Annotated in this window: 22 protein-coding genes and 1 other RNA gene; 11 read left to right on the plus strand and 12 right to left on the minus strand. The window is 37.0% G+C overall.

The window, feature by feature from the left end; all coding sequences use genetic code 11:
* The first annotated feature begins 93 nt into the window (after positions 1-93).
* The 9 genes from FGM01_RS08735 (at position 94) to FGM01_RS08775 (ending at position 7,892) form a co-directional block, all read left to right on the plus strand.
* A complete protein-coding gene (locus FGM01_RS08735; RefSeq protein WP_341478032.1) occupies positions 94-1,116 on the plus strand; it encodes a hypothetical protein in 1,023 nt (340 codons plus the stop codon).
* A 143-nt stretch (positions 1,117-1,259) separates the two neighbouring features.
* The gene (locus tag FGM01_RS08740; RefSeq protein ID WP_143410792.1) at positions 1,260-2,885 is read left to right on the plus strand and encodes a BCCT family transporter; all 1,626 of its coding nucleotides are present in this window, start codon (positions 1,260-1,262) and stop codon (positions 2,883-2,885) included.
* A 2-nt stretch (positions 2,886-2,887) separates the two neighbouring features.
* Positions 2,888-3,742, plus strand: a complete 855-nt coding sequence (locus FGM01_RS08745; RefSeq protein WP_143410793.1) for a universal stress protein — start codon at positions 2,888-2,890, stop codon at positions 3,740-3,742.
* 146 nt (positions 3,743-3,888) lie between these two features.
* Positions 3,889-5,187, plus strand: a complete 1,299-nt coding sequence (locus tag FGM01_RS08750; RefSeq protein ID WP_143410794.1) for a mechanosensitive ion channel — start codon at positions 3,889-3,891, stop codon at positions 5,185-5,187.
* 147 nt (positions 5,188-5,334) lie between these two features.
* Positions 5,335-5,979 (plus strand): hypothetical protein, encoded by a 645-nt coding sequence (locus tag FGM01_RS08755; RefSeq protein ID WP_143410795.1) that lies wholly within the window; start codon positions 5,335-5,337, stop codon positions 5,977-5,979.
* Positions 5,976-6,305: a winged helix-turn-helix domain-containing protein gene (locus FGM01_RS08760; RefSeq protein WP_143410796.1), complete on the plus strand. Its 330-nt coding sequence runs from the start codon at positions 5,976-5,978 to the stop codon at positions 6,303-6,305. Before FGM01_RS08755 ends, FGM01_RS08760 begins: the two co-directional genes overlap by 4 nt.
* Before the next feature lie 66 nt (positions 6,306-6,371).
* The gene (locus FGM01_RS08765) at positions 6,372-6,656 is read left to right on the plus strand and encodes a hypothetical protein (RefSeq protein ID WP_143410797.1); all 285 of its coding nucleotides are present in this window, start codon (positions 6,372-6,374) and stop codon (positions 6,654-6,656) included.
* A gap of 29 nt (positions 6,657-6,685) precedes the next feature.
* A complete protein-coding gene (locus FGM01_RS08770) occupies positions 6,686-7,450 on the plus strand; it encodes an oxygenase MpaB family protein (protein ID WP_143410798.1) in 765 nt (254 codons plus the stop codon).
* A 43-nt stretch (positions 7,451-7,493) separates the two neighbouring features.
* Positions 7,494-7,892: a ribosomal maturation YjgA family protein gene (locus FGM01_RS08775; RefSeq protein WP_143410799.1), complete on the plus strand. Its 399-nt coding sequence runs from the start codon at positions 7,494-7,496 to the stop codon at positions 7,890-7,892.
* Between the two features lie 27 nt (positions 7,893-7,919).
* Here the strand turns inward: FGM01_RS08775 and FGM01_RS08780 are convergent, their stop codons facing one another.
* Positions 7,920-9,131 (minus strand): NAD(P)-dependent oxidoreductase, encoded by a 1,212-nt coding sequence (locus FGM01_RS08780; protein WP_143410800.1) that lies wholly within the window; start codon positions 9,129-9,131, stop codon positions 7,920-7,922.
* A 382-nt stretch (positions 9,132-9,513) separates the two neighbouring features.
* On the opposite strand from FGM01_RS08780, the gene ssrA reads away from it, so the two are divergent.
* Positions 9,514-9,913, plus strand: a transfer-messenger RNA (tmRNA) gene (ssrA, locus tag FGM01_RS08785).
* 79 nt (positions 9,914-9,992) lie between these two features.
* Here the strand turns inward: ssrA and FGM01_RS08790 are convergent.
* Together FGM01_RS08790 and FGM01_RS08795 are read right to left on the minus strand one after the other, a co-directional pair.
* Positions 9,993-10,421 (minus strand): hypothetical protein, encoded by a 429-nt coding sequence (locus FGM01_RS08790; protein WP_143410801.1) that lies wholly within the window; start codon positions 10,419-10,421, stop codon positions 9,993-9,995.
* A 12-nt stretch (positions 10,422-10,433) separates the two neighbouring features.
* Positions 10,434-10,859, minus strand: a complete 426-nt coding sequence (locus FGM01_RS08795; RefSeq protein ID WP_143410802.1) for a hypothetical protein — start codon at positions 10,857-10,859, stop codon at positions 10,434-10,436.
* A gap of 169 nt (positions 10,860-11,028) precedes the next feature.
* Here FGM01_RS08795 and FGM01_RS08800 point away from each other — a divergent pair, with 169 nt between their 5' ends.
* Positions 11,029-11,676, plus strand: a complete 648-nt coding sequence (locus FGM01_RS08800) for a hypothetical protein (RefSeq protein WP_143410803.1) — start codon at positions 11,029-11,031, stop codon at positions 11,674-11,676.
* Positions 11,677-11,761: 85 nt separating this feature from the next.
* On the opposite strand, the gene FGM01_RS08805 is transcribed toward FGM01_RS08800, so the two are convergent.
* The 9 genes from FGM01_RS08805 to FGM01_RS08840 form a co-directional block, all read right to left on the minus strand.
* The gene (locus tag FGM01_RS08805; protein WP_143410804.1) at positions 11,762-12,139 is read right to left on the minus strand and encodes a hypothetical protein; all 378 of its coding nucleotides are present in this window, start codon (positions 12,137-12,139) and stop codon (positions 11,762-11,764) included.
* The gene (locus FGM01_RS08810) at positions 12,139-12,399 is read right to left on the minus strand and encodes a hypothetical protein (protein ID WP_143410805.1); all 261 of its coding nucleotides are present in this window, start codon (positions 12,397-12,399) and stop codon (positions 12,139-12,141) included. Before FGM01_RS08810 ends, FGM01_RS08805 begins: the two co-directional genes overlap by 1 nt.
* 89 nt (positions 12,400-12,488) lie before the next feature.
* A complete protein-coding gene (locus tag FGM01_RS08815; RefSeq protein WP_143410806.1) occupies positions 12,489-13,031 on the minus strand; it encodes a hypothetical protein in 543 nt (180 codons plus the stop codon).
* A gap of 134 nt (positions 13,032-13,165) precedes the next feature.
* Entirely contained in the window at positions 13,166-13,318 is a 153-nt protein-coding gene (locus tag FGM01_RS14705; RefSeq protein WP_423738347.1) for a plasmid mobilization protein, read from the minus strand.
* Positions 13,319-13,455: 137 nt separating this feature from the next.
* The gene (locus FGM01_RS08820; RefSeq protein WP_143410807.1) at positions 13,456-14,247 is read right to left on the minus strand and encodes a DUF4373 domain-containing protein; all 792 of its coding nucleotides are present in this window, start codon (positions 14,245-14,247) and stop codon (positions 13,456-13,458) included.
* Between the two features lie 2 nt (positions 14,248-14,249).
* A complete protein-coding gene (locus tag FGM01_RS08825) occupies positions 14,250-14,528 on the minus strand; it encodes a hypothetical protein (protein ID WP_143410808.1) in 279 nt (92 codons plus the stop codon).
* Positions 14,529-14,532: 4 nt separating this feature from the next.
* Positions 14,533-14,817 carry a helix-turn-helix domain-containing protein gene (locus FGM01_RS08830; RefSeq protein ID WP_143410809.1) on the minus strand — a complete coding sequence of 95 codons (285 nt, stop codon included), beginning with the start codon at positions 14,815-14,817 and terminating at the stop codon, positions 14,533-14,535.
* 91 nt (positions 14,818-14,908) lie between these two features.
* Positions 14,909-15,595, minus strand: a complete 687-nt coding sequence (locus tag FGM01_RS08835; protein WP_143410810.1) for a hypothetical protein — start codon at positions 15,593-15,595, stop codon at positions 14,909-14,911.
* Positions 15,595-16,860, minus strand: a complete 1,266-nt coding sequence (locus FGM01_RS08840) for a tyrosine-type recombinase/integrase (protein WP_143410811.1) — start codon at positions 16,858-16,860, stop codon at positions 15,595-15,597. The genes FGM01_RS08835 and FGM01_RS08840 overlap by 1 nt, the downstream gene beginning before the upstream one ends.
* Positions 16,861-17,063 lie beyond the last annotated feature (203 nt).

Raw genomic sequence — 17,063 nt, forward strand, 5'->3', positions numbered from 1 at the left:
TGTATTCCAGATTATAAACTAATGTTAATAGGCTGGAGATCAGCAAAATTTACCTGTATAATCCAGTAATTTTGAGATTCACTACCCTACAATATGAATCTTAGCAACCTAAATTCGAAAGCCATTTCAGGCTTTTTGATCCTGATCTTTTTCTTAACCGGAAATTGCGCATTGGCTCAGGAAAAACCTGTAGTCGATGTAGGTGGGGCCCTGCGATTCAATTATAATCTATCTTCCTGGAAAGAAGGGCAAAAAGAACGTGGTGGCGATTTTGGTTATGATATGTTCAGGATTAATTTCAATGCAGCATATAGAGGGTTCTATGTAGATACCGAGTACCGTTTTTATTCTGAAGATTTCGGCGGGGATTTCTTAAAACAGGGCTGGGTAGGCTACAGGTTTAATGAGCAGGAGGAAATTCAGATCGGGCTTAATCAGGTTCCTTTTGGTATTCAGCAATACAATTCGCACAACTGGTTCTTTAATATCACTTATTACTTCGGGCTCGAAGATGACCATGATATGGGGGTGAAATATGTACATATAGATGATAAGTTCGAATATAATCTGGCCTTTTATAAAAATGCCGAGGAATTGAGGTTCGGGAATAGTACCGAATCTTCTTCCAATCGTTATTCCTATGACGTGGTGGGCAGAAATAAAGAGATCAACCAGGTAAATGGCAAACTAATCTACAAATTTGGTGATACCCTTAAAAACAGGCTGGGAATCTCTGCACAGTATGGCGGTCTTTATAATCTGGATACCGAAAAAACAGGCTCGCATCACGGGCTCGCCCTGCATTATGAATTAGATTTTAAGAACTGGAACCTGAAGGTGCAGGGAATGAGCATACGGCACGACCCTGAAAATGCACCAGGCCAATCCAATGAAATTATACAGATGGGGGCCTATGGATTTCCCTATGAGGTAGCTGTAGATTTCGAGGTGTATACCCTCGCCTTTTCTAAAAGTATCCCGCTAGAGCTAGGCCCAATTAGTAATCTTCAATTCTATAGTGATTTTGGTTATATGGACAAAAAAGTCAAAAGCTTCGAAGATTCCTATATGAATGTTACCGGCGTACTGGTCTCTGCAGGAAACCTTTATACTTAAATAGATTATACTGCGGGTTATAATCACTCCTGGCTGGGTGGAAATTTTGTCGACGATTTTTCTACGGGAAAACCGGATGCGAAATGGGAAGCAAGGTTCAATATTAACCTGGGCTATTATTTTTAAATACTGAAAACAATGATATGGCAGAAAAAGTTACAAGAAGCGACGAAAAGAAGTCAATATTTGGATTAGAAGTGAATGGCCCGGTGTTTTTCACATCGGTTATTTTTATAATTGTAAGTATTGCACTCACCCTGATATTTAAGGACGGAGCCAAAACATTTTTTGCAGACTTGCAAAATCAGGTAGCCAATAAAGCAGACTGGTTCTTTATTTTATCTATTAATATCTTCCTTATCTTCCTTTTCTACCTTGCTTTCAGCAAATTTGGAAACCTGAGGATTGGAGGCCCCAAGGCCAAAACAGAATTCAAAACCGCATCCTGGTTTGCCATGCTTTTTAGTGCAGGAATGGGAATAGGCCTGCTGTTTTTTGGGGTTGGAGAGCCGGTAATGCATTTTAACAATCCACCCATGGCTGAAGCGGGAACTGCTGCGGCAGCCTCTGAGGCTATGAATTTCACATTTTTACACTGGGGTTTTCACGCCTGGGCGGTATATGCTTTGGTAGGTTTATCTCTTAGTTATTTCACTTATACCCGTGGATTACCGCTAACCATAAGATCGATATTTTATCCTTTCCTGGGTGACCGTATTTATGGCAGAACCGGAGACATTATCGATATTTTTGCTGTACTGGCCACCTTATTCGGCCTGGCTACCTCCCTTGGATTTGGGGTACAACAGATCGCGTCTGGATTAAATCACGTATTTGGAATTTCGGCGGGAATACAAACCCAGGTATTACTTATCGCCGGGGTTACCCTGATCGCTACCACTTCTGTAGTTCTTGGTGTTGATAAGGGAGTTAAGGTACTTAGTGAATGGAATATGAGAATTGCGATAGTTTTACTACTGCTAGCACTTATTCTTGGACCAACCATCTTCATTTTCAGATCATTTGTAGAAAATACCGGCAGCTATTTATTTAACTTCCTGGAAATCTCTACCTGGAGTGAAACATATAGTAATGGGACCTGGCAGAATGACTGGACCGTATTTTACTGGGGTTGGTGGATTGGATGGTCTCCTTTCGTGGGAATGTTCATTGCGAGGATCTCTAACGGCCGAACAATCAGGGAATTTATTCTGGGGGTACTACTGGTTCCTTCACTGGTGACTTTCTTCTGGATGTCTGCATTTGGAAGTACTGCAATACAGCAGATCCTTAGTGGGAACGATGTACTTTCAGAAGCTGTAAACAACGATATTGCCACCGCCTTATTCGTCTTTTTCCAGGATTACCCCCTCGCGATGGTGATCAATATCGTTGCTATCCTGCTTATCGCTGGTTTCTTTATCACCTCCTCAGATTCGGGTTCCCTGGTGATAGACAGTTTAACTTCAGGAGGAAAAATAGATGCACCCGTAGGACAAAGGGTATTTTGGGCTGTGACCGAAGGTACTGTAGCCGCAGTCCTTTTAATTGGAGGTGGATTACAGGCGTTGCAGACGGCCACCATTGTTACCGGGCTTCCCTTTGCCATTATTTTACTGGTGATGTGTTATTCATTATACAAAGGATTGAATGAAGACCTGAAAAAAATGGAAGAGAAGAAATCTGAAAAACAGCAGGAAAATTATGAAGAGATCGTTGCTGAAATCGTCAATAAAAGAAATGTTCAGAAAACTGAGAAAAACGCATAATTATGAAAACTATAGATAAGATCCTTGTTGCGCTAGACCTTACCTCAACTGATGCAGACCTCATCAAATATGCTTCGTTCTTATCTGAGCAACTGAAGCCGGAAAAGATATATTTTGTACATAATATCAAAAAGTATGAGATATCTGATCTGTTCCAGGAACATATGAAAGAGGTGGATCTGGAAAAACTGATTAGCGATGAACTGGACGAAAAGGTTGCCGACAATTTTACAGCAGATACTCCTTCTGAAGTCCTTATTTCTGAAGATCCCTATACTGAATCCCTGATCAATTATGTGGTACATAAATACGGGATCGACCTGGTGGTAGTGGGAAATAAATCTGCCAGTGAAGGTGCGGGAATAGTTTCAGATAAACTGATGAGATTATTAAAATGCGATATAGTATCGGTTCCACGTAAGGCACGTATGAGCATGGAAAATATATGGACCGGTACAGATTTTTCAAAAGAATCTGCCAAGGCTTTGCAAATGGCAAAATATCTCTCTGATTCTACGGGTGCAAAAATTACCATAGCCAATATTTTTAACGTCCCGGTGCAATTCGCACCCTATTTAAATAAAGATGAACTGGTACCTAAAATTGAAAAGCATACCCGGGAGAAATTCGATAAGTTCCTCAAAAAACATAAAATCACCGATGTCGAGACTAAGGTAATTCGTGGAAGAGACACCAGCATTGCAGAAAAACTAAACCTGGAAGCAGAGAAAGCTGATGCAGATCTTTTAGTCGTAGCCGATAAGGGAGGGAACGTTTTTTCCTCTTTACTAGTTGGTAGTGTGACCGATGAACTATTTGATCGTAAACTTAGAATTCCGCTATGGGTCGCCAAATAACCCAAAAAATTTTTCTTTTAGATCAGGGCAAAATGAAGAATAACAGGGTAAATTCATTTTTCTAAAACTCTAAACAATTGTTAATCAGTCGCATGCAGTTATAAATTCTCGTTAAATTGGTATAACTAACTATAAACTATACTAAAATGAGAAATCAACTGGAACAATTTGCAGACCAGGTTGCTGCGTTTTTACCTGACCTCTTAGGAGCCTTATTAGTCCTGCTCGTTGGCTGGTTAATTGCCAAAGGAATAAAATCCCTTATCATTAGATTGCTGAAGAAAACGCAATGGGATGAGCGGGTTTTTGGCCGAAGTGATGTTGGCGATACCAATACCTTTCTGGGAAATATCTTCTATTATATCATTATGATCATAGTGATCCTGATCGTGCTCGAAATACTTGGAGTAGAACAAGTGCTGGAACCTCTGGAAAATATGGTCAATGAATTCCTGAGTTTTATCCCGAATCTAATTGCGGCTATTCTTATAGGATTTATAGGATACATTCTTGCCAAATTTGTTTCGAACCTAATCAGTATCAGCGGGAACTTCCTGGACAGATGGGTGGATAAAACAGGATTTAAGGACACTTCTAAAATTGTAGAGATCCTTAAAAAAGTAGTATTCCTGGTGATCTTTATCCCTTTCCTCATTCAGGCTTTTAATGCCCTGCAAATGGATGCGATCTCCCAACCAGCGAATAACATCTTATATGATTTTACTGAAATGCTGGGGAGTATTATAATTGCAGGTATCATTCTGGCAGTTTTTATCTGGGGTGGTAAATACCTGGCAAATTTTCTAGAAGATCTATTCAGAAGCATGGGACTGGACAGAGCTGCAGAAAAGATCCAGATCCATAATATGATTGGCGCGAATCAATCTCTATCAAAGATCGTGGCAAATCTTATTTACTTCTTCCTCGTATTTTTTGGAATTATCACGGCGGTACAACTTTTAGGCCTGGATCAATTAACCCAAATCCTGGATGAAATTCTGGAAGTAACAGGACAGATCATTTTTGGACTAATTATACTGGCGGTAGGAAACTACATATCCCTGGTCATTTATAACACCATGGCTCGATCCAGGAATAATACTTTTATTGCCAGTGTTGTAAGGTGGGCTTCCCTTGCTCTCTTCCTGGCAATTGCATTAAGAACTATGGGGATTGCAAATGAGATCGTTGAACTGGCCTTTGGACTAATTCTGGGAGCGATCGCTGTAGCGGTTGCTTTAAGTTATGGACTTGGGGGTCGCGATGCCGCCGGCGAGCATTTTAGGGAGATCATTCAAAGATTCCGGGATGATAAAGCTTTGCCTGGCACGAGTTCCAGCAGTCATACCAACCCGGTGAAACCAAAAAAGGATTTTCAGGATCCAGAACACCCGGGAAAACCTGAAAAGCCGAAAGATCCTGAAGACCCCAGAATGGATATATAGATTTAAAAGCCTCGCCACGCGAGGCTTATTTTTTTCCATTCCTTGTTAACCGGTTTTAAAACAACTATCTAAATGCAAAAAAAATAGAGGACATTAGTACAAAAAATAAAAAATATTAATTTACTTTGTATTTCAAAGTACTTTAATATGGAAAATCAAAAGTATATAAATGACCTTAGCGAAATCAAAAAAATGATGAACCGCTCTTCGCGGTTTATTTCTCTGAGTGGCCTCGCCGGCGTCTTCGCCGGTTGTTATGCGTTGCTGGGAGCATTTTTAGCAAAAATCATTCTGGTAAAAAATGATTTAAATCTTAGACTTTACCCTGAAGGGAATATTTTTAAGTCCGGTATAGATGAGACAATGATCCAGCTTTTTTACCTGGCTTTGGCTATTCTAATTTTGGCAGTTGGTACTGCCGTTTTCTTAACTACCCGAAAAGCCACTAAAAACGGTTTACAGGTTTGGGATGCCACCAGCAAAAGGTTACTTATCAATTTTTTTATACCTCTTATTTCTGGCGGTATCTTTTGCCTGGTATTTTGGCAATATGCACTTATTGGACTAATTGCACCGGCAATGCTCATCTTTTATGGTCTTGCCTTAATCCATGCCAGTAAATTCACCTTTAGTGATCTCAAGGGCCTAGGCTATGCCAACCTGATATTGGGATTTGCCGCCACACAATTTATGAGTTTTGGTCTTTACTTCTGGGCTTTAGGCTTTGGTCTTTTTCATATTATCTATGGGGTATGGATGTATAATAAATATGATCGTAACCGCCCCGAATGAAGAATATTATAAGCAATATAAACAAAGCCTTTGATCACAGGATTCGCTTAGGGATCATGAGCGTACTTATGGTGAACGATTTTGTAGATTTTAAAACAATCCGGGATCTTATGGGGGCTACAGACGGCAATATTGCCAGCCACACCAAAGCCCTGGAAAAACATAATTACATCAAGGTTGAAAAATCATTTATTAATCGTAAACCAAACACTAAATATATCGTAACAGATACCGGCAAAAAGGCTTTCATCGAACACCTGGATGCACTCGAAAAATTACTAAAGGCCTCGAATGATTTTGACATTGGCCTTAAACATAAATTCTAAATCATTTTTTTGAAATTCTACTTTGAATTCCAGGAAAAATTTCAACCAACCTAAATATTTAAAATTATGATCATCAAAAGACTTTTAATCGTACTACTGACCGTTGGAGCCATCTTGCTTATCCCCTTCTTCGCCATGCAATTTAGCGCAGAAGTTTTCTGGACAGCTACAGATTTCGTCATTGCAGGAATATTGTTATTCATTACAGGAATCACCATTGAGGTGATCCTGAGAAAAGTACCTAAAAAACGAAACCGACTTATCCTCTGCGGAATTGTCCTTGGCGTCTTTTTAATCGTTTGGGCAGAACTGGCAGTTGGAATATTAGGCACTCCCATGGCCGGGTCCTGATAATACCAGCGAAATGATAAAACAATATTATGGCCTATTTCGTAGCTAAAAATTCAATCGTCCACCAGATATGGGGGAAATCTGATACGGTTCTGGTTATTTTTGCCGGGGCGGCAGCAGAATTTGCTCTGAATAAATCTGTAGACTGGTTATTCTATACCGGCCAAATTCCCTCTGATCCGTTAAAAAGATTATTTTCAACCGTAAGCTACGCCCGCAGAATTGTCTTTTCAGAAGAAAAAGCAGCTTTGAATGCAATTAAAAAGATCAATGCGATACACAGGAATGTGGAAAATAACAGAAATTCAAGCATTCCTGCCCGGGCTTACAGGGACGTTCTCTTTATGCTCATCGATTATTCCATCTGCGCATTCGAATTGCTGGAACGACGGCTAACTTATTCTGAAAAGGAAGATATCTATAAAGTATTTCAAAAGGTTGGTCTTGGAATGGAAATACCAAATCTTCCGGGAAACCTAGGGGACTGGCAAATTGCGAGAAAAACACACCTGAAAAATAACCAGGTGTACAGTTCTTTTTCCAGGGCTCTTTTTAAAAGCTATCGCCGGGATCTAGGTCCTTTCCGATATTTTATCCTAACAGAAACGCAGAAAATGGTTTTACCTAGCCATGTGAAAAAACTGCTGGGATATAGAAGATCATTCATAATGCCTTCGCTAATCCATGCCTACAAAATTGGAAAAAAGTTGCGGATGGAACGTATATTTAAACAAATGATCTTACCAGGGGAATATAAAGAGGACATACTGCAACTGGATATTTCCAGTAAATAATGACAGTAGATTAATTAATGAACATCAAGCAAAAAACCTGAACTTGAAAATTGCCAGGAACAAAAGAAAATATTACCTATTAGGTTTTGCCGGTCTTTTAATCGTGGAGATCCTCATCGCAGCCTATGTTCAGGATGACTTCATTAGACCTTACCTGGGAGACTTCCTGGTGGTAATCCTGCTCTATTGTCTCTTGATGTCTATTTCAAATATTTCTGTGATAAAGGCTTTATTGATGGTATTGACCTTCACGTTCGCTTTAGAATTCTTTCAAATGATCAATATTGTAAAGGTATTCCAGTATCAACCACCTGAGTTCGTCATGATCGCTATAGGCAGTAGTTTTTCTACCTGGGACCTGCTCGCTTATTTCCTCGGAATCTGCTGCACCGGCTTATTAGAATTCTACCTGAATCCAGGATTCATAAGGATCAGGAATTAACAGGTAGGTATCCTCATTATTACCTGACTATATGTCTTCACCGTTCACAAAATCCTGCAAATAGGAATATAAAGGGGTAAGCCTACCGTTTTCGGTCATTTTTGCTCTTCCCAAAACGCCATCTTTATCATTATTGAAAAAAGCCGGGATCACGTTCTTTAGAAACATTTCACCAAATCCTTCACTGGCATCTTTAGGCAATTCACAGGGTAAATTATCTACGGCCATGATCGTGATCGCTTTAGGATCTCGGAAATCTGTTTCCCCTCCGGTCTCAGGATCATAGCCATAAAATGGTTCGGCAATGGTAGAAGGTCGAATCGTACTGGCCACAGGACCTGCTATATCGCAGGATATATCTCCCACATATTTTATGCGGAAATCTTTATGCTGAATATCCTCTTTAGTATAAAACACCGGGGCGCCCTGCCCGTAAAAATGGCCGGCAATAAATACATCACTGGTTTTCGCGAATTTCATGAAATCTGATTCATAATTTTCGGGTACCTTATAGAATTCCTTCCGACTTCCTGTAGCTTCATCCTTTCTCCTGGCATAATCCAGCACATCGATATGGCAATATACCGGCTCATTAAATTCATTCGCCAGATATTGCTCAATTTCTACTTTTTTAATATTAAGGTGATCCAGGATCTCTTTGGCTCCATGCGCAACCTTACCACTACCCGTTAAAACGAATTTATAAGCAGGCAGCTTGATCTTATCAAGTTCTGCCAGCATTGATTTAAGATCTGGCAAGGTCTCGGCTTTAGGAAGTTCAAAACTGTTTTCCTTGATTCCTATCGCCCTGATCCCATTATAAGCGCCCACCAGGCCGGCATAACGTCCAAACCCAATTAAACGCGCCTTGTTCTTATTGGTGATCACCTCGTGATCGTATAATTCGATATTTCGTTTCAGGATCTCGCGAAGCAGATCTCGATTATATGGCTGTTTTTTGATGGTATGAGAAAAGAAAAAGTACTTTTTGTCAGGTATCAGATTCGGGATGGGCACTTCTTTTACTCCCAGAAGTACATCGCAATCGCTGATATCTTCGGAAACTTCAAAACCTGCCTCTCGATATTCATCATCGCTAAATATCCTGACGTCAGAACTTTCCACTTTAAAAGAAGCTTCCGGAAACTGGGAAACCACTTTTTTTAGCATCTGTGGTGAAAAAACCACTCTTCTATCTGGTGGAGTTTTTCGTTCTTTGATCAGGGCGAATTTTATCATTCTGGTATGGGTTTTGTCCAATTTTGAAGTGTTCCAAAGATATAAATTTAATTGAGTATCTTTGCTGGCCCGATTGTAAACTACAATCGGATTTCTTTGAAATTTGACGACTGGAATTATTTATGATTCGTCAACCTGAACTCGTTTCAGGTTCTTTATGATGAGATTCTGAACCTCCCGAAGGATCGGGACATAATGACGGTAATTAAAGTTCTCATTCGCGTTAGGGATAGCAGCGGAAATCCTTTTTTGAAGTGCTGAGCCCAGAGCCTGTCGAAGGGTCGAAGCACAATAAAAAAGATTGCAGCGAATAGCCCGACCGCCAAGCGAAAGCGAGGTGGAAACGCCCAGATAATCACAAAGAAAATGTTCATTATTTAATGGGGTCGACTTGGTTTTGACAGCGAGTCTAATTGAGTTGTAAGCACGTAGAGCGCTGGGATATAGCTCTTAAATCTCATATTTCACACTTTTTTAAACGGCGAGAATAACTACGCCTTGGCTGCGTAACCGAATCACAGTAGGTTATACTTAGTCCCTGCAAGGCAGGGAGCCGAGATGTCTCGTGGAAGCCCTGATTTACGGCGTCCACACCAGAGGCACCGATAAAGTAAATATAGGGAGCTCAGGGCCTTGATGAGTTTCCGAAACTTAAGCGAGGATACGTGGAAAGTTGGTGGTTTTCGGCCGGCTTTGCATCGACAATCAAGTGAAAACTAAACGTGTAGAAAGCATCTGAATTGCTTGTTTGGACGAGGGTTCGAACCCCTCCGACTCCACAATAAAAAACCGTAATCCTATACTTTATAAGGGTTACGGTTTTTTTATACCTCAAATTGTACGATTAATGTACGGTATGCTCTAATCAATCAAGAACCGGACTTCTTTCGGAGATCCTTCCGGAATAAGATGGTGAAATTTTATTGGAACTTCGAAAGTTATTATTTCAACTTTTTTATCCGAATTTTCTATTAGAGTGAATATTGCAGGAAACTCCCTTTCTTCAGCGGAGGATAAATAAGTATAATAAATCGTTTCCAAAGAACTTGAATTACTAAGTTGCTTTTCGTTTTGAATAGTCCATTTTTGAATTTCTACAACTTCATTACCATAGCTAACAATAGTAATGTAGCCCTCATTAATAGTAATATCTCTCTTTATCCATTCAATCGTGATATCTGAATCTTCGAATATTCCTAAATATTCACTTGCCAAACTTTGATAAGATTTTGACTGTGTATATCCTAAAGCAGAAAGAAATAAGAATAATAAAAACAAGGATCTTTGCATATTGTAAGATAATCATTTCAAATATGTAAATTTTGATCTTCTAATGTACACCTCATCACTCCCATCAATTCCAATTCTATCTCCTCCGCACCTAATATCTTTAGGTATAATATGACCTTCTTTTTTAATTTCGATATCACGAATCAATCTTTTTATAATTAAACTATCAATTCCAATTTTTACTAAATGGTCTTTTATCCTATTTTTTATAACCTCTTTCCAAGTAGAAAAATGACCAATATGTATAGTTTTCATGCAATAAATAAAACCATCACAATCTACCAGGACTGTCCAGAGATTTAAGGAAATTTCAGTTTGGCTACCACCGAATTTTGAAGCCATAAAATAGTAATCTATCTCAATACCGCCTAAAGTATTAGCTGGCTGAGATCTTTGATTTTTGATCAAAGTGTTTCCGATATAATGATTAAGAGACATACATTCATTTTAGGATTATTTCCCAAATTTAGGATTATTTCCTATTTATTTTTTGAGTCTGTACTATTTTTTATCTTATTATTTTTTTTATATTTAACCGTACTATTTCCCTACCGAGTACAAGTATGGAGAATCCTCCATTTTATTTAATTAACCAAATTACTTAAGAATGAAAAAGTATTTTTATTTAGTCCTCGGACTTATTATGATTTCCTGCTCATCTCCTTTGGACAAGAATTACAATAAGGAAACAATGCAAGAAGATTTAAAGCAAATAGGTGAATCTGGTAATGTTGATGATGATGAGAAAAAGTTAATTGCAGGATGGATTTTTAAATCAGGTCTAACTGGTGAAAGTTTAGAAGGTAAGTCTTATTCTGATATTTTAGAAGAAGCCAAAAATTATAAAAAAGAGCAGGAAGAATTAGCAGCTCGGGCACAAAAAGAAGAAGAGGAAAGAAGATCCAAATTAGGTGCGGCTCTTACCGTTGCTATGTATGATAAGGGTTATGAAGAATTTAGATACCAGGAGTATTTGACTTATGGATTAGCTTTCAAGAATAAAAGCGATAAAAATATAAGAGCATTTAAGGGTTCGCTTTCAATTAAGGATTTATTTGATACAGAAATAAAATCTATAAATCTTACTATTGATGATCCAATCAAGGCAGGTGAAACTCATAAAGCCACTTACACTACTGACTACAACCAGTTCATGGATAGCGATTCCAGGTTAAAGAATAAAGATTTGGACGATTTAGTAATAGTTTGGAATCCTGAAAAAATCATTTTTGATGATGGGACTACTCTAGAATAAACTAGTTATAATTAGTTAAAATTACCTCCTTACTAATTTAATAGAAGGAGGTATTTTAATTTGATATAAATCTGTTTTTATGGGGTTATTCAAACTGGCATACAACTTCACCGAGAAGAAAAATTTTGTTATCATGCATACCGGTATTATTGTATAAAGAGGCTATTTTAGCCGCCTTTAGATTATAATAAACTGCCATAAACCCCACCCTTTCCTGCTCTGTCTGGCTTTTTAAATATTCCTCTATATCCTGATTTATATCTAACAGAAGAGGCCTCTCAGATGCGTTTGAATATTTACTCCAGTATTCTCTTAATTGTTCTTTAAGTTGATCCGGATCTAAATTTTCATCGCCAAATATTTTAAAGCCTTTTTCTAGTACGGTGCAAATTTTATGACTGGATAAATCATGCGCTTCCAGTAGATTAATAAACTCAGGTATTGTTTTAAATGAGGCCTTCATTATTCTGTAAAATCTATAGTAATTACTGGTTGGTCTTTATCTTGTTTTATCTCAGTACTTTTTAATTTTGGCACTACATACTGTGCCAAATCTAAAAAGGCCTTAATGCGATCTTTAGGCTCTAACTCATCAAAATCCTGATGCAGTCTATCCATGTTATCCTCTAGTAAATACTTAAAGCGTTCGCGTATTTCGGTAGTAGCTTTATTTTTACTGCCTTTTTTTCGACCTCCAAGATTATTACCTTCTTTAAATGGCATGATACATTGTGTTAGTTAATCATTAATAAAAGAACGCACCGCCAGAAGTTAAATAAAGAGGGTTAACGATGCGCTCAATTACTTAGTCCTTAGGCTTTGAATAAATTCGGATTTATTTCAAGTCTGTTATTCTTTAAAAGAAATTTTCCCTGTATGCCCCGTTGTAATTGAGCATAAGTAACGTTTGTAAATTCTTCCAGTTCTGAGGCACATTGTAAAAACCTTTCCAGGGTTTCATGTTCCTTTTCCATCCCTTCGGCTAAATACCAATTATAATCCTCCTGATCCAGAGTTAAAGCGGTGCTTTTCTTAGTAACCTTCAAGCCCTTACAAGTACCTTTAAGCCTGTTATATTCTCCGAATAATTTACTTACCATACTTTGATCAAACTCAGTATTTTTAATTGCTTTCTCCTTCTGAACGCCTTTAGGAAAAAACTGCTTGTTTTCTTCCCAGTATTGATCCAAGATATATTCAACAGGGTTATCTATAAATGCCTTGTAATCGTGTATTTCAACTTCGGCTTTTTCCGCCTCCATCAGCATATCATTAAATAGATCCTGCATTTTAGTTTGCTTGGATAGTTCCGTTAAATATCCAGATTCGTTAAAGTGAATGACTTTTTTACTCATATTATTATTGATTTGTGGATTTACTATGTTTGAGAAGGGTGTATTTACGATCAGAAGAAACACCTTGCCCTAAATCTTTTTTATCTGGATAGTTTTCTAACATCCAATTTTTTAATGCCTGGATCCTTTGTGCGTTATTCACTTTCGAGGCTGTTAAGTGATACGTATCTAACATAGGTTGAAACATCCAGACCTACTTTTTCGGCTTTGCTTTTAAGCCTTGTCACATCCTCTGACTTATATCGAACGCCCATTATAGAGCTTCTTTTATTTATATTATTATCCATGATTTAGAGTATTTTATACGCTTGTACAACTGAATAACAAGAAAGAGTTGATTTTGTGACATTCATTTTCAAGATTTTTGCAATAAAAAAACCGCCAATTTTGCAACTAGCGGTTTTATCTAAAACTTTCCTTCTAACTATAATACTCCAGTCAAATAATGATCTTTCTTTTGCTTACTGCCGTATAATTTTGAGTCCTTAGCAAGAAAGGCTTCAACATAAGTATCTACTCTTTCAAGAAAATGAGTAGGATGAGTAATCATCGTGTTATACTTTATATTCTCCTGCTGAAATAAGCCTTTTAAAGCCATTCTAAATTCCTCTCGAGTATAATCTTCCCTAAACTTTTTAAAGTTCGCTAGATCCTCTGGTTTAAGTCTTTTAAGATTAGAATCTGCATTCTTATAAGTTTTTCTGCATTTAGCCCAATCTTCCAAAAAATCATTCTCTGTAAAAGCAGAAAGAGAGATTTCTTTTTCTTTCTTTTCTTTTACTTTCTTTTCATTTAATGCTTTGCCTTCGCTATGCGTTCGCATTAAAGTAGAATCATTCTTTTCCTTCTTATTCCAACGCTTATTGGCAGCCTCTCGAGCCTTATCAGATTTCTCATGCATTTTCATCATTCTTTCTAGAAGGCTCTTCGAATAAAATTTAGTTCCACATTCTGTAAATTCAAATAAATTAAAATCTTCCACTATTTCTTGGATGGTTTCCGGATCAACCCTAAGATCATAGCCTATTAACTTATAATCTTTCGAGCAGCAATAGTCTTTATTTTCTCTCATTTTTTCGATGATGCTCCAATACACCCCGTATCCTTCCATACCAAATTCCATCCGTAACGCTAAAATTTTCTCATCATTCCTGGCGTTACTATCGTGAGAGAAATAGTAAGCTTCTTTCCTATTATTTAAACTTTCCTTTTTCATCTTTAAAATAGTTTTAGTTGGTTTGACTTAGGAAATAATTCGGGATCTGCGGTATATTCATTTACAGAAGGATATCCGGTTATCGAGCACCTTCTTTTTTTCAATATCGCAAGACGTTCCTCCTTAAGTAAAGTATTAACATATCTACAAATGTTTTCCCTCATTACACCCGTATAAACATCTGCCTCTTTCATAGTCATAGGTTGTTCTTTAAACGCTAAATAGATTAATCGTAATTGATCAAAATATTTTTTATCTCCGTGTATATCATTCAATTCCATAACCCTACTTCTTTAATTCAGTTAGAGATTCCATTAACTCACTTCTCTTATAGTATCTTCTATTAGCAATACCATAGGCTTTTACTTTGCCCTTATTAGTCCATGCCCACAGCGTACTGGAATTAATTTTAAGAAGTTTACAGGTTTCTTCTCTTGTAAGAAGTTCGTCTTCAGCTTCGTGTTTTCTGAAGGTTTTTTGAAAAGTTTCAAGCTGACTTTTTACGCTTTCCTGAATTAGTCTTGTTAACTTTTCAGGAGTAACGCTTTGTAATAAAACTGAATGTTCCATTGATTCTTATATTAAAATTATAAGCGCAATGAAGTACTGGAATCACGACTAAAAAGACCGCAGTTTGCAACTTTTTCGCCGCCAGTGATTATTATAGTTTATAAGCTTGTTTCAAATTGGAATAGGTACTAAGTCTATGCCTATTGTTACTTTGTTTAATGTTCGTAAATTCAATTTTCTTCAGTGATATTTCGTAGGTTTCGTTTATCCAATCTCGAAAATTAACCTTACTTACGGTTGGATGTATTAAACGATCACGCCGCATTGCTTCAAAAATGAAACTAACATCGGCTCTACTATTTTCGTTAATCTTCCATTCTTCAAAAAGAACTTCCCATAATTGAAAAGCACCAGGCGCAAAGATTGATAAATGACCACCTTCCATAGGAAGTTTCTCATCATCTCTCAGCTTAGAATGAAGAAGATTAATATATTTTTTAACCTGCTTTTTATAGCTAGGTTTCTTCAAAAGGCTTAAATCCAATTTTGCTATGTGACTAAGTTCATTTTCGATAAAATCTTTTTCCGTCAACTCAAGGCCATCTTGATATTTAGAAAAATTCAATTTACCTATATCTTTTGCAACACCATTCACCGGCACAAATTCATCACTTTCTACAGATCTTTCATCACTATTATTAAAGTACCAAACACATAAGTTATTATTATAAATTTCTTCTACGTTTTGAAATGAATTTTCTGTCCTCTTTAATATGTTACTTAGCAGAATTGATGAATCAAGTTGATTTAAAAAATTGTAAAATTTTGATTTATCCATTATTCAAAGTAGTTGTAAGCATCCAAGGCTAAATCCTTGTTGCTCTTCTTAATATAATTTAGAAAGGCCTTTTCTGAAGTATGCCCTGTTATTGTTCTTAAATAGGTTGTAGGCACTCTACCATAGTGATTAGTAGCAAATGAGCGCCTTCCAATATGAGAAGTAACCAGTTCCCATTTTTTAAAGGTATCTAAAATATCTCTATAATCGTTTTTAGTCGGCGTTACTCCATCCGGGGCAATACTTACCCTCCTTTTTCCCTGGACTTCTTCATTTATCTGCGCCTTTTTACAAACTATCTTAATATAGTCATTGTATTTCTGAGCGCTAATAGCTCTGGGAAAGTTACCATTATATTTTTCGGTTACTTCCCTGGCTTTTTTGGTGAAAGGAATAGACATTAACTTTTTAGTTTTTTTCTGGCGAAACTCTAGTAAAAATTTACCATCCTCCCTCCGGATCATATCTTTGGTAAACCTCATGAAGTCCGAAACCCTTTGTCCCGTAAAATAGCTTATTAAAAGCCAATCTCTAGCATTATTCAAATAGTCCTCTTTCAATTTAAGCTTCTCAACTTTTTCTATTTCCTCCGGCGTTAAATAAATATGCTTAACCTCTTCCCTTTGTAGTTTAAGTCCGTCTAATTGATGATGGATATCTAATCCTAGGTGCTTAGCATGAAAGCAGATTGTTTTAATCAATACTAACTCCCGTTGTTGTGTATTTTGGGAGTAATTGTGCTTATTACTGAAATCAACATAAGCCTTTTTAAAGCCCTCATTTATATCTTTAATATAAATAGTCCTTCTTAATTCTTTTTGCAGTCTAAGCATCTTATTTTTAGCAATGTTCACCTTCTTTACATTGCTTTTAGATATTTCGTTTTTTCTATAATCGAGATAATATTCAATATACCCTATTAGATCCTTAGGAATCTCTTTTCCAGTCTGATTAGGATTATAGAAATTAGAAATAACTGATTCTAACCAGGGTTTATCAATTCGGCTTGGATCGCTTTTATAATATTCATCTAGGATAAAACTTTCTAATTTACTCAGCTGTTGATTAACCTCTGTTTGAAGGTTTCTCATTTCAATATCCTTAATTCTTTTTTTATCGTGAAAGTTCTGCCAGTAGTCTTTTGAGATTATTTCCTGAGTCTTTCCTCCTATTACATTATCCTTTTCATTATAACGAAACAATAAACGGAGATTAACAGGTGCTTTTTCCTTTTTAGAACGGTATAAAAAATTGACTGTAGCCATAACCCTTAGTATTAGTACAATACAAAATTACCAAAAATGTACGGCTATTGTACGGTAATACACAAATAAATACAAATTAAATAAAACCATTGCAATTAAAAAAAGCTTTTAAAACCCCTTTATTTATTGTTTTTATGAATCTACACTAGGTTATTAGGTTATTACAATAATATCTCATTTTGTGTATTAGTGCTCCCTCCGAC

Origin of the sequence: Christiangramia sabulilitoris (assembly GCF_007050985.1) — a bacterium.
GTDB classification, from domain to species: Bacteria; Bacteroidota; Bacteroidia; order Flavobacteriales; family Flavobacteriaceae; genus Christiangramia; species Christiangramia sabulilitoris.

Excerpts from the sequence above, each read along its gene's own strand:
- FGM01_RS08735 (WP_341478032.1), top strand. The coding sequence starts at position 94 with ATGAATCTTAGCAACCTAAATTCGAAAGCCATTTCAGGCTTTTTGATC.
- FGM01_RS08765 (WP_143410797.1), top strand. The coding sequence starts at position 6,372 with ATGATCATCAAAAGACTTTTAATCGTACTACTGACCGTTGGAGCCATC.
- FGM01_RS08745 (WP_143410793.1), top strand. The coding sequence starts at position 2,888 with ATGAAAACTATAGATAAGATCCTTGTTGCGCTAGACCTTACCTCAACT.
- FGM01_RS08840 (WP_143410811.1), bottom strand. The coding sequence starts at position 16,860 with ATGGCTACAGTCAATTTTTTATACCGTTCTAAAAAGGAAAAAGCACCT.
- FGM01_RS08835 (WP_143410810.1), bottom strand. The coding sequence starts at position 15,595 with ATGGATAAATCAAAATTTTACAATTTTTTAAATCAACTTGATTCATCA.
- FGM01_RS08795 (WP_143410802.1), bottom strand. The coding sequence starts at position 10,859 with ATGTCTCTTAATCATTATATCGGAAACACTTTGATCAAAAATCAAAGA.
- FGM01_RS08740 (WP_143410792.1), top strand. The coding sequence starts at position 1,260 with ATGGCAGAAAAAGTTACAAGAAGCGACGAAAAGAAGTCAATATTTGGA.
- FGM01_RS08815 (WP_143410806.1), bottom strand. The coding sequence starts at position 13,031 with ATGAGTAAAAAAGTCATTCACTTTAACGAATCTGGATATTTAACGGAA.
- FGM01_RS08820 (WP_143410807.1), bottom strand. The coding sequence starts at position 14,247 with ATGAAAAAGGAAAGTTTAAATAATAGGAAAGAAGCTTACTATTTCTCT.
- FGM01_RS08790 (WP_143410801.1), bottom strand. The coding sequence starts at position 10,421 with ATGCAAAGATCCTTGTTTTTATTATTCTTATTTCTTTCTGCTTTAGGA.
- FGM01_RS08760 (WP_143410796.1), top strand. The coding sequence starts at position 5,976 with ATGAAGAATATTATAAGCAATATAAACAAAGCCTTTGATCACAGGATT.
- FGM01_RS08750 (WP_143410794.1), top strand. The coding sequence starts at position 3,889 with ATGAGAAATCAACTGGAACAATTTGCAGACCAGGTTGCTGCGTTTTTA.
- FGM01_RS08800 (WP_143410803.1), top strand. The coding sequence starts at position 11,029 with ATGAAAAAGTATTTTTATTTAGTCCTCGGACTTATTATGATTTCCTGC.
- FGM01_RS08770 (WP_143410798.1), top strand. The coding sequence starts at position 6,686 with ATGGCCTATTTCGTAGCTAAAAATTCAATCGTCCACCAGATATGGGGG.
- FGM01_RS08755 (WP_143410795.1), top strand. The coding sequence starts at position 5,335 with ATGGAAAATCAAAAGTATATAAATGACCTTAGCGAAATCAAAAAAATG.
- FGM01_RS08780 (WP_143410800.1), bottom strand. The coding sequence starts at position 9,131 with ATGATAAAATTCGCCCTGATCAAAGAACGAAAAACTCCACCAGATAGA.
- FGM01_RS08825 (WP_143410808.1), bottom strand. The coding sequence starts at position 14,528 with ATGGAATTGAATGATATACACGGAGATAAAAAATATTTTGATCAATTA.
- FGM01_RS14705 (WP_423738347.1), bottom strand. The coding sequence starts at position 13,318 with ATGGATAATAATATAAATAAAAGAAGCTCTATAATGGGCGTTCGATAT.
- FGM01_RS08810 (WP_143410805.1), bottom strand. The coding sequence starts at position 12,399 with ATGCCATTTAAAGAAGGTAATAATCTTGGAGGTCGAAAAAAAGGCAGT.
- FGM01_RS08830 (WP_143410809.1), bottom strand. The coding sequence starts at position 14,817 with ATGGAACATTCAGTTTTATTACAAAGCGTTACTCCTGAAAAGTTAACA.
- FGM01_RS08805 (WP_143410804.1), bottom strand. The coding sequence starts at position 12,139 with ATGAAGGCCTCATTTAAAACAATACCTGAGTTTATTAATCTACTGGAA.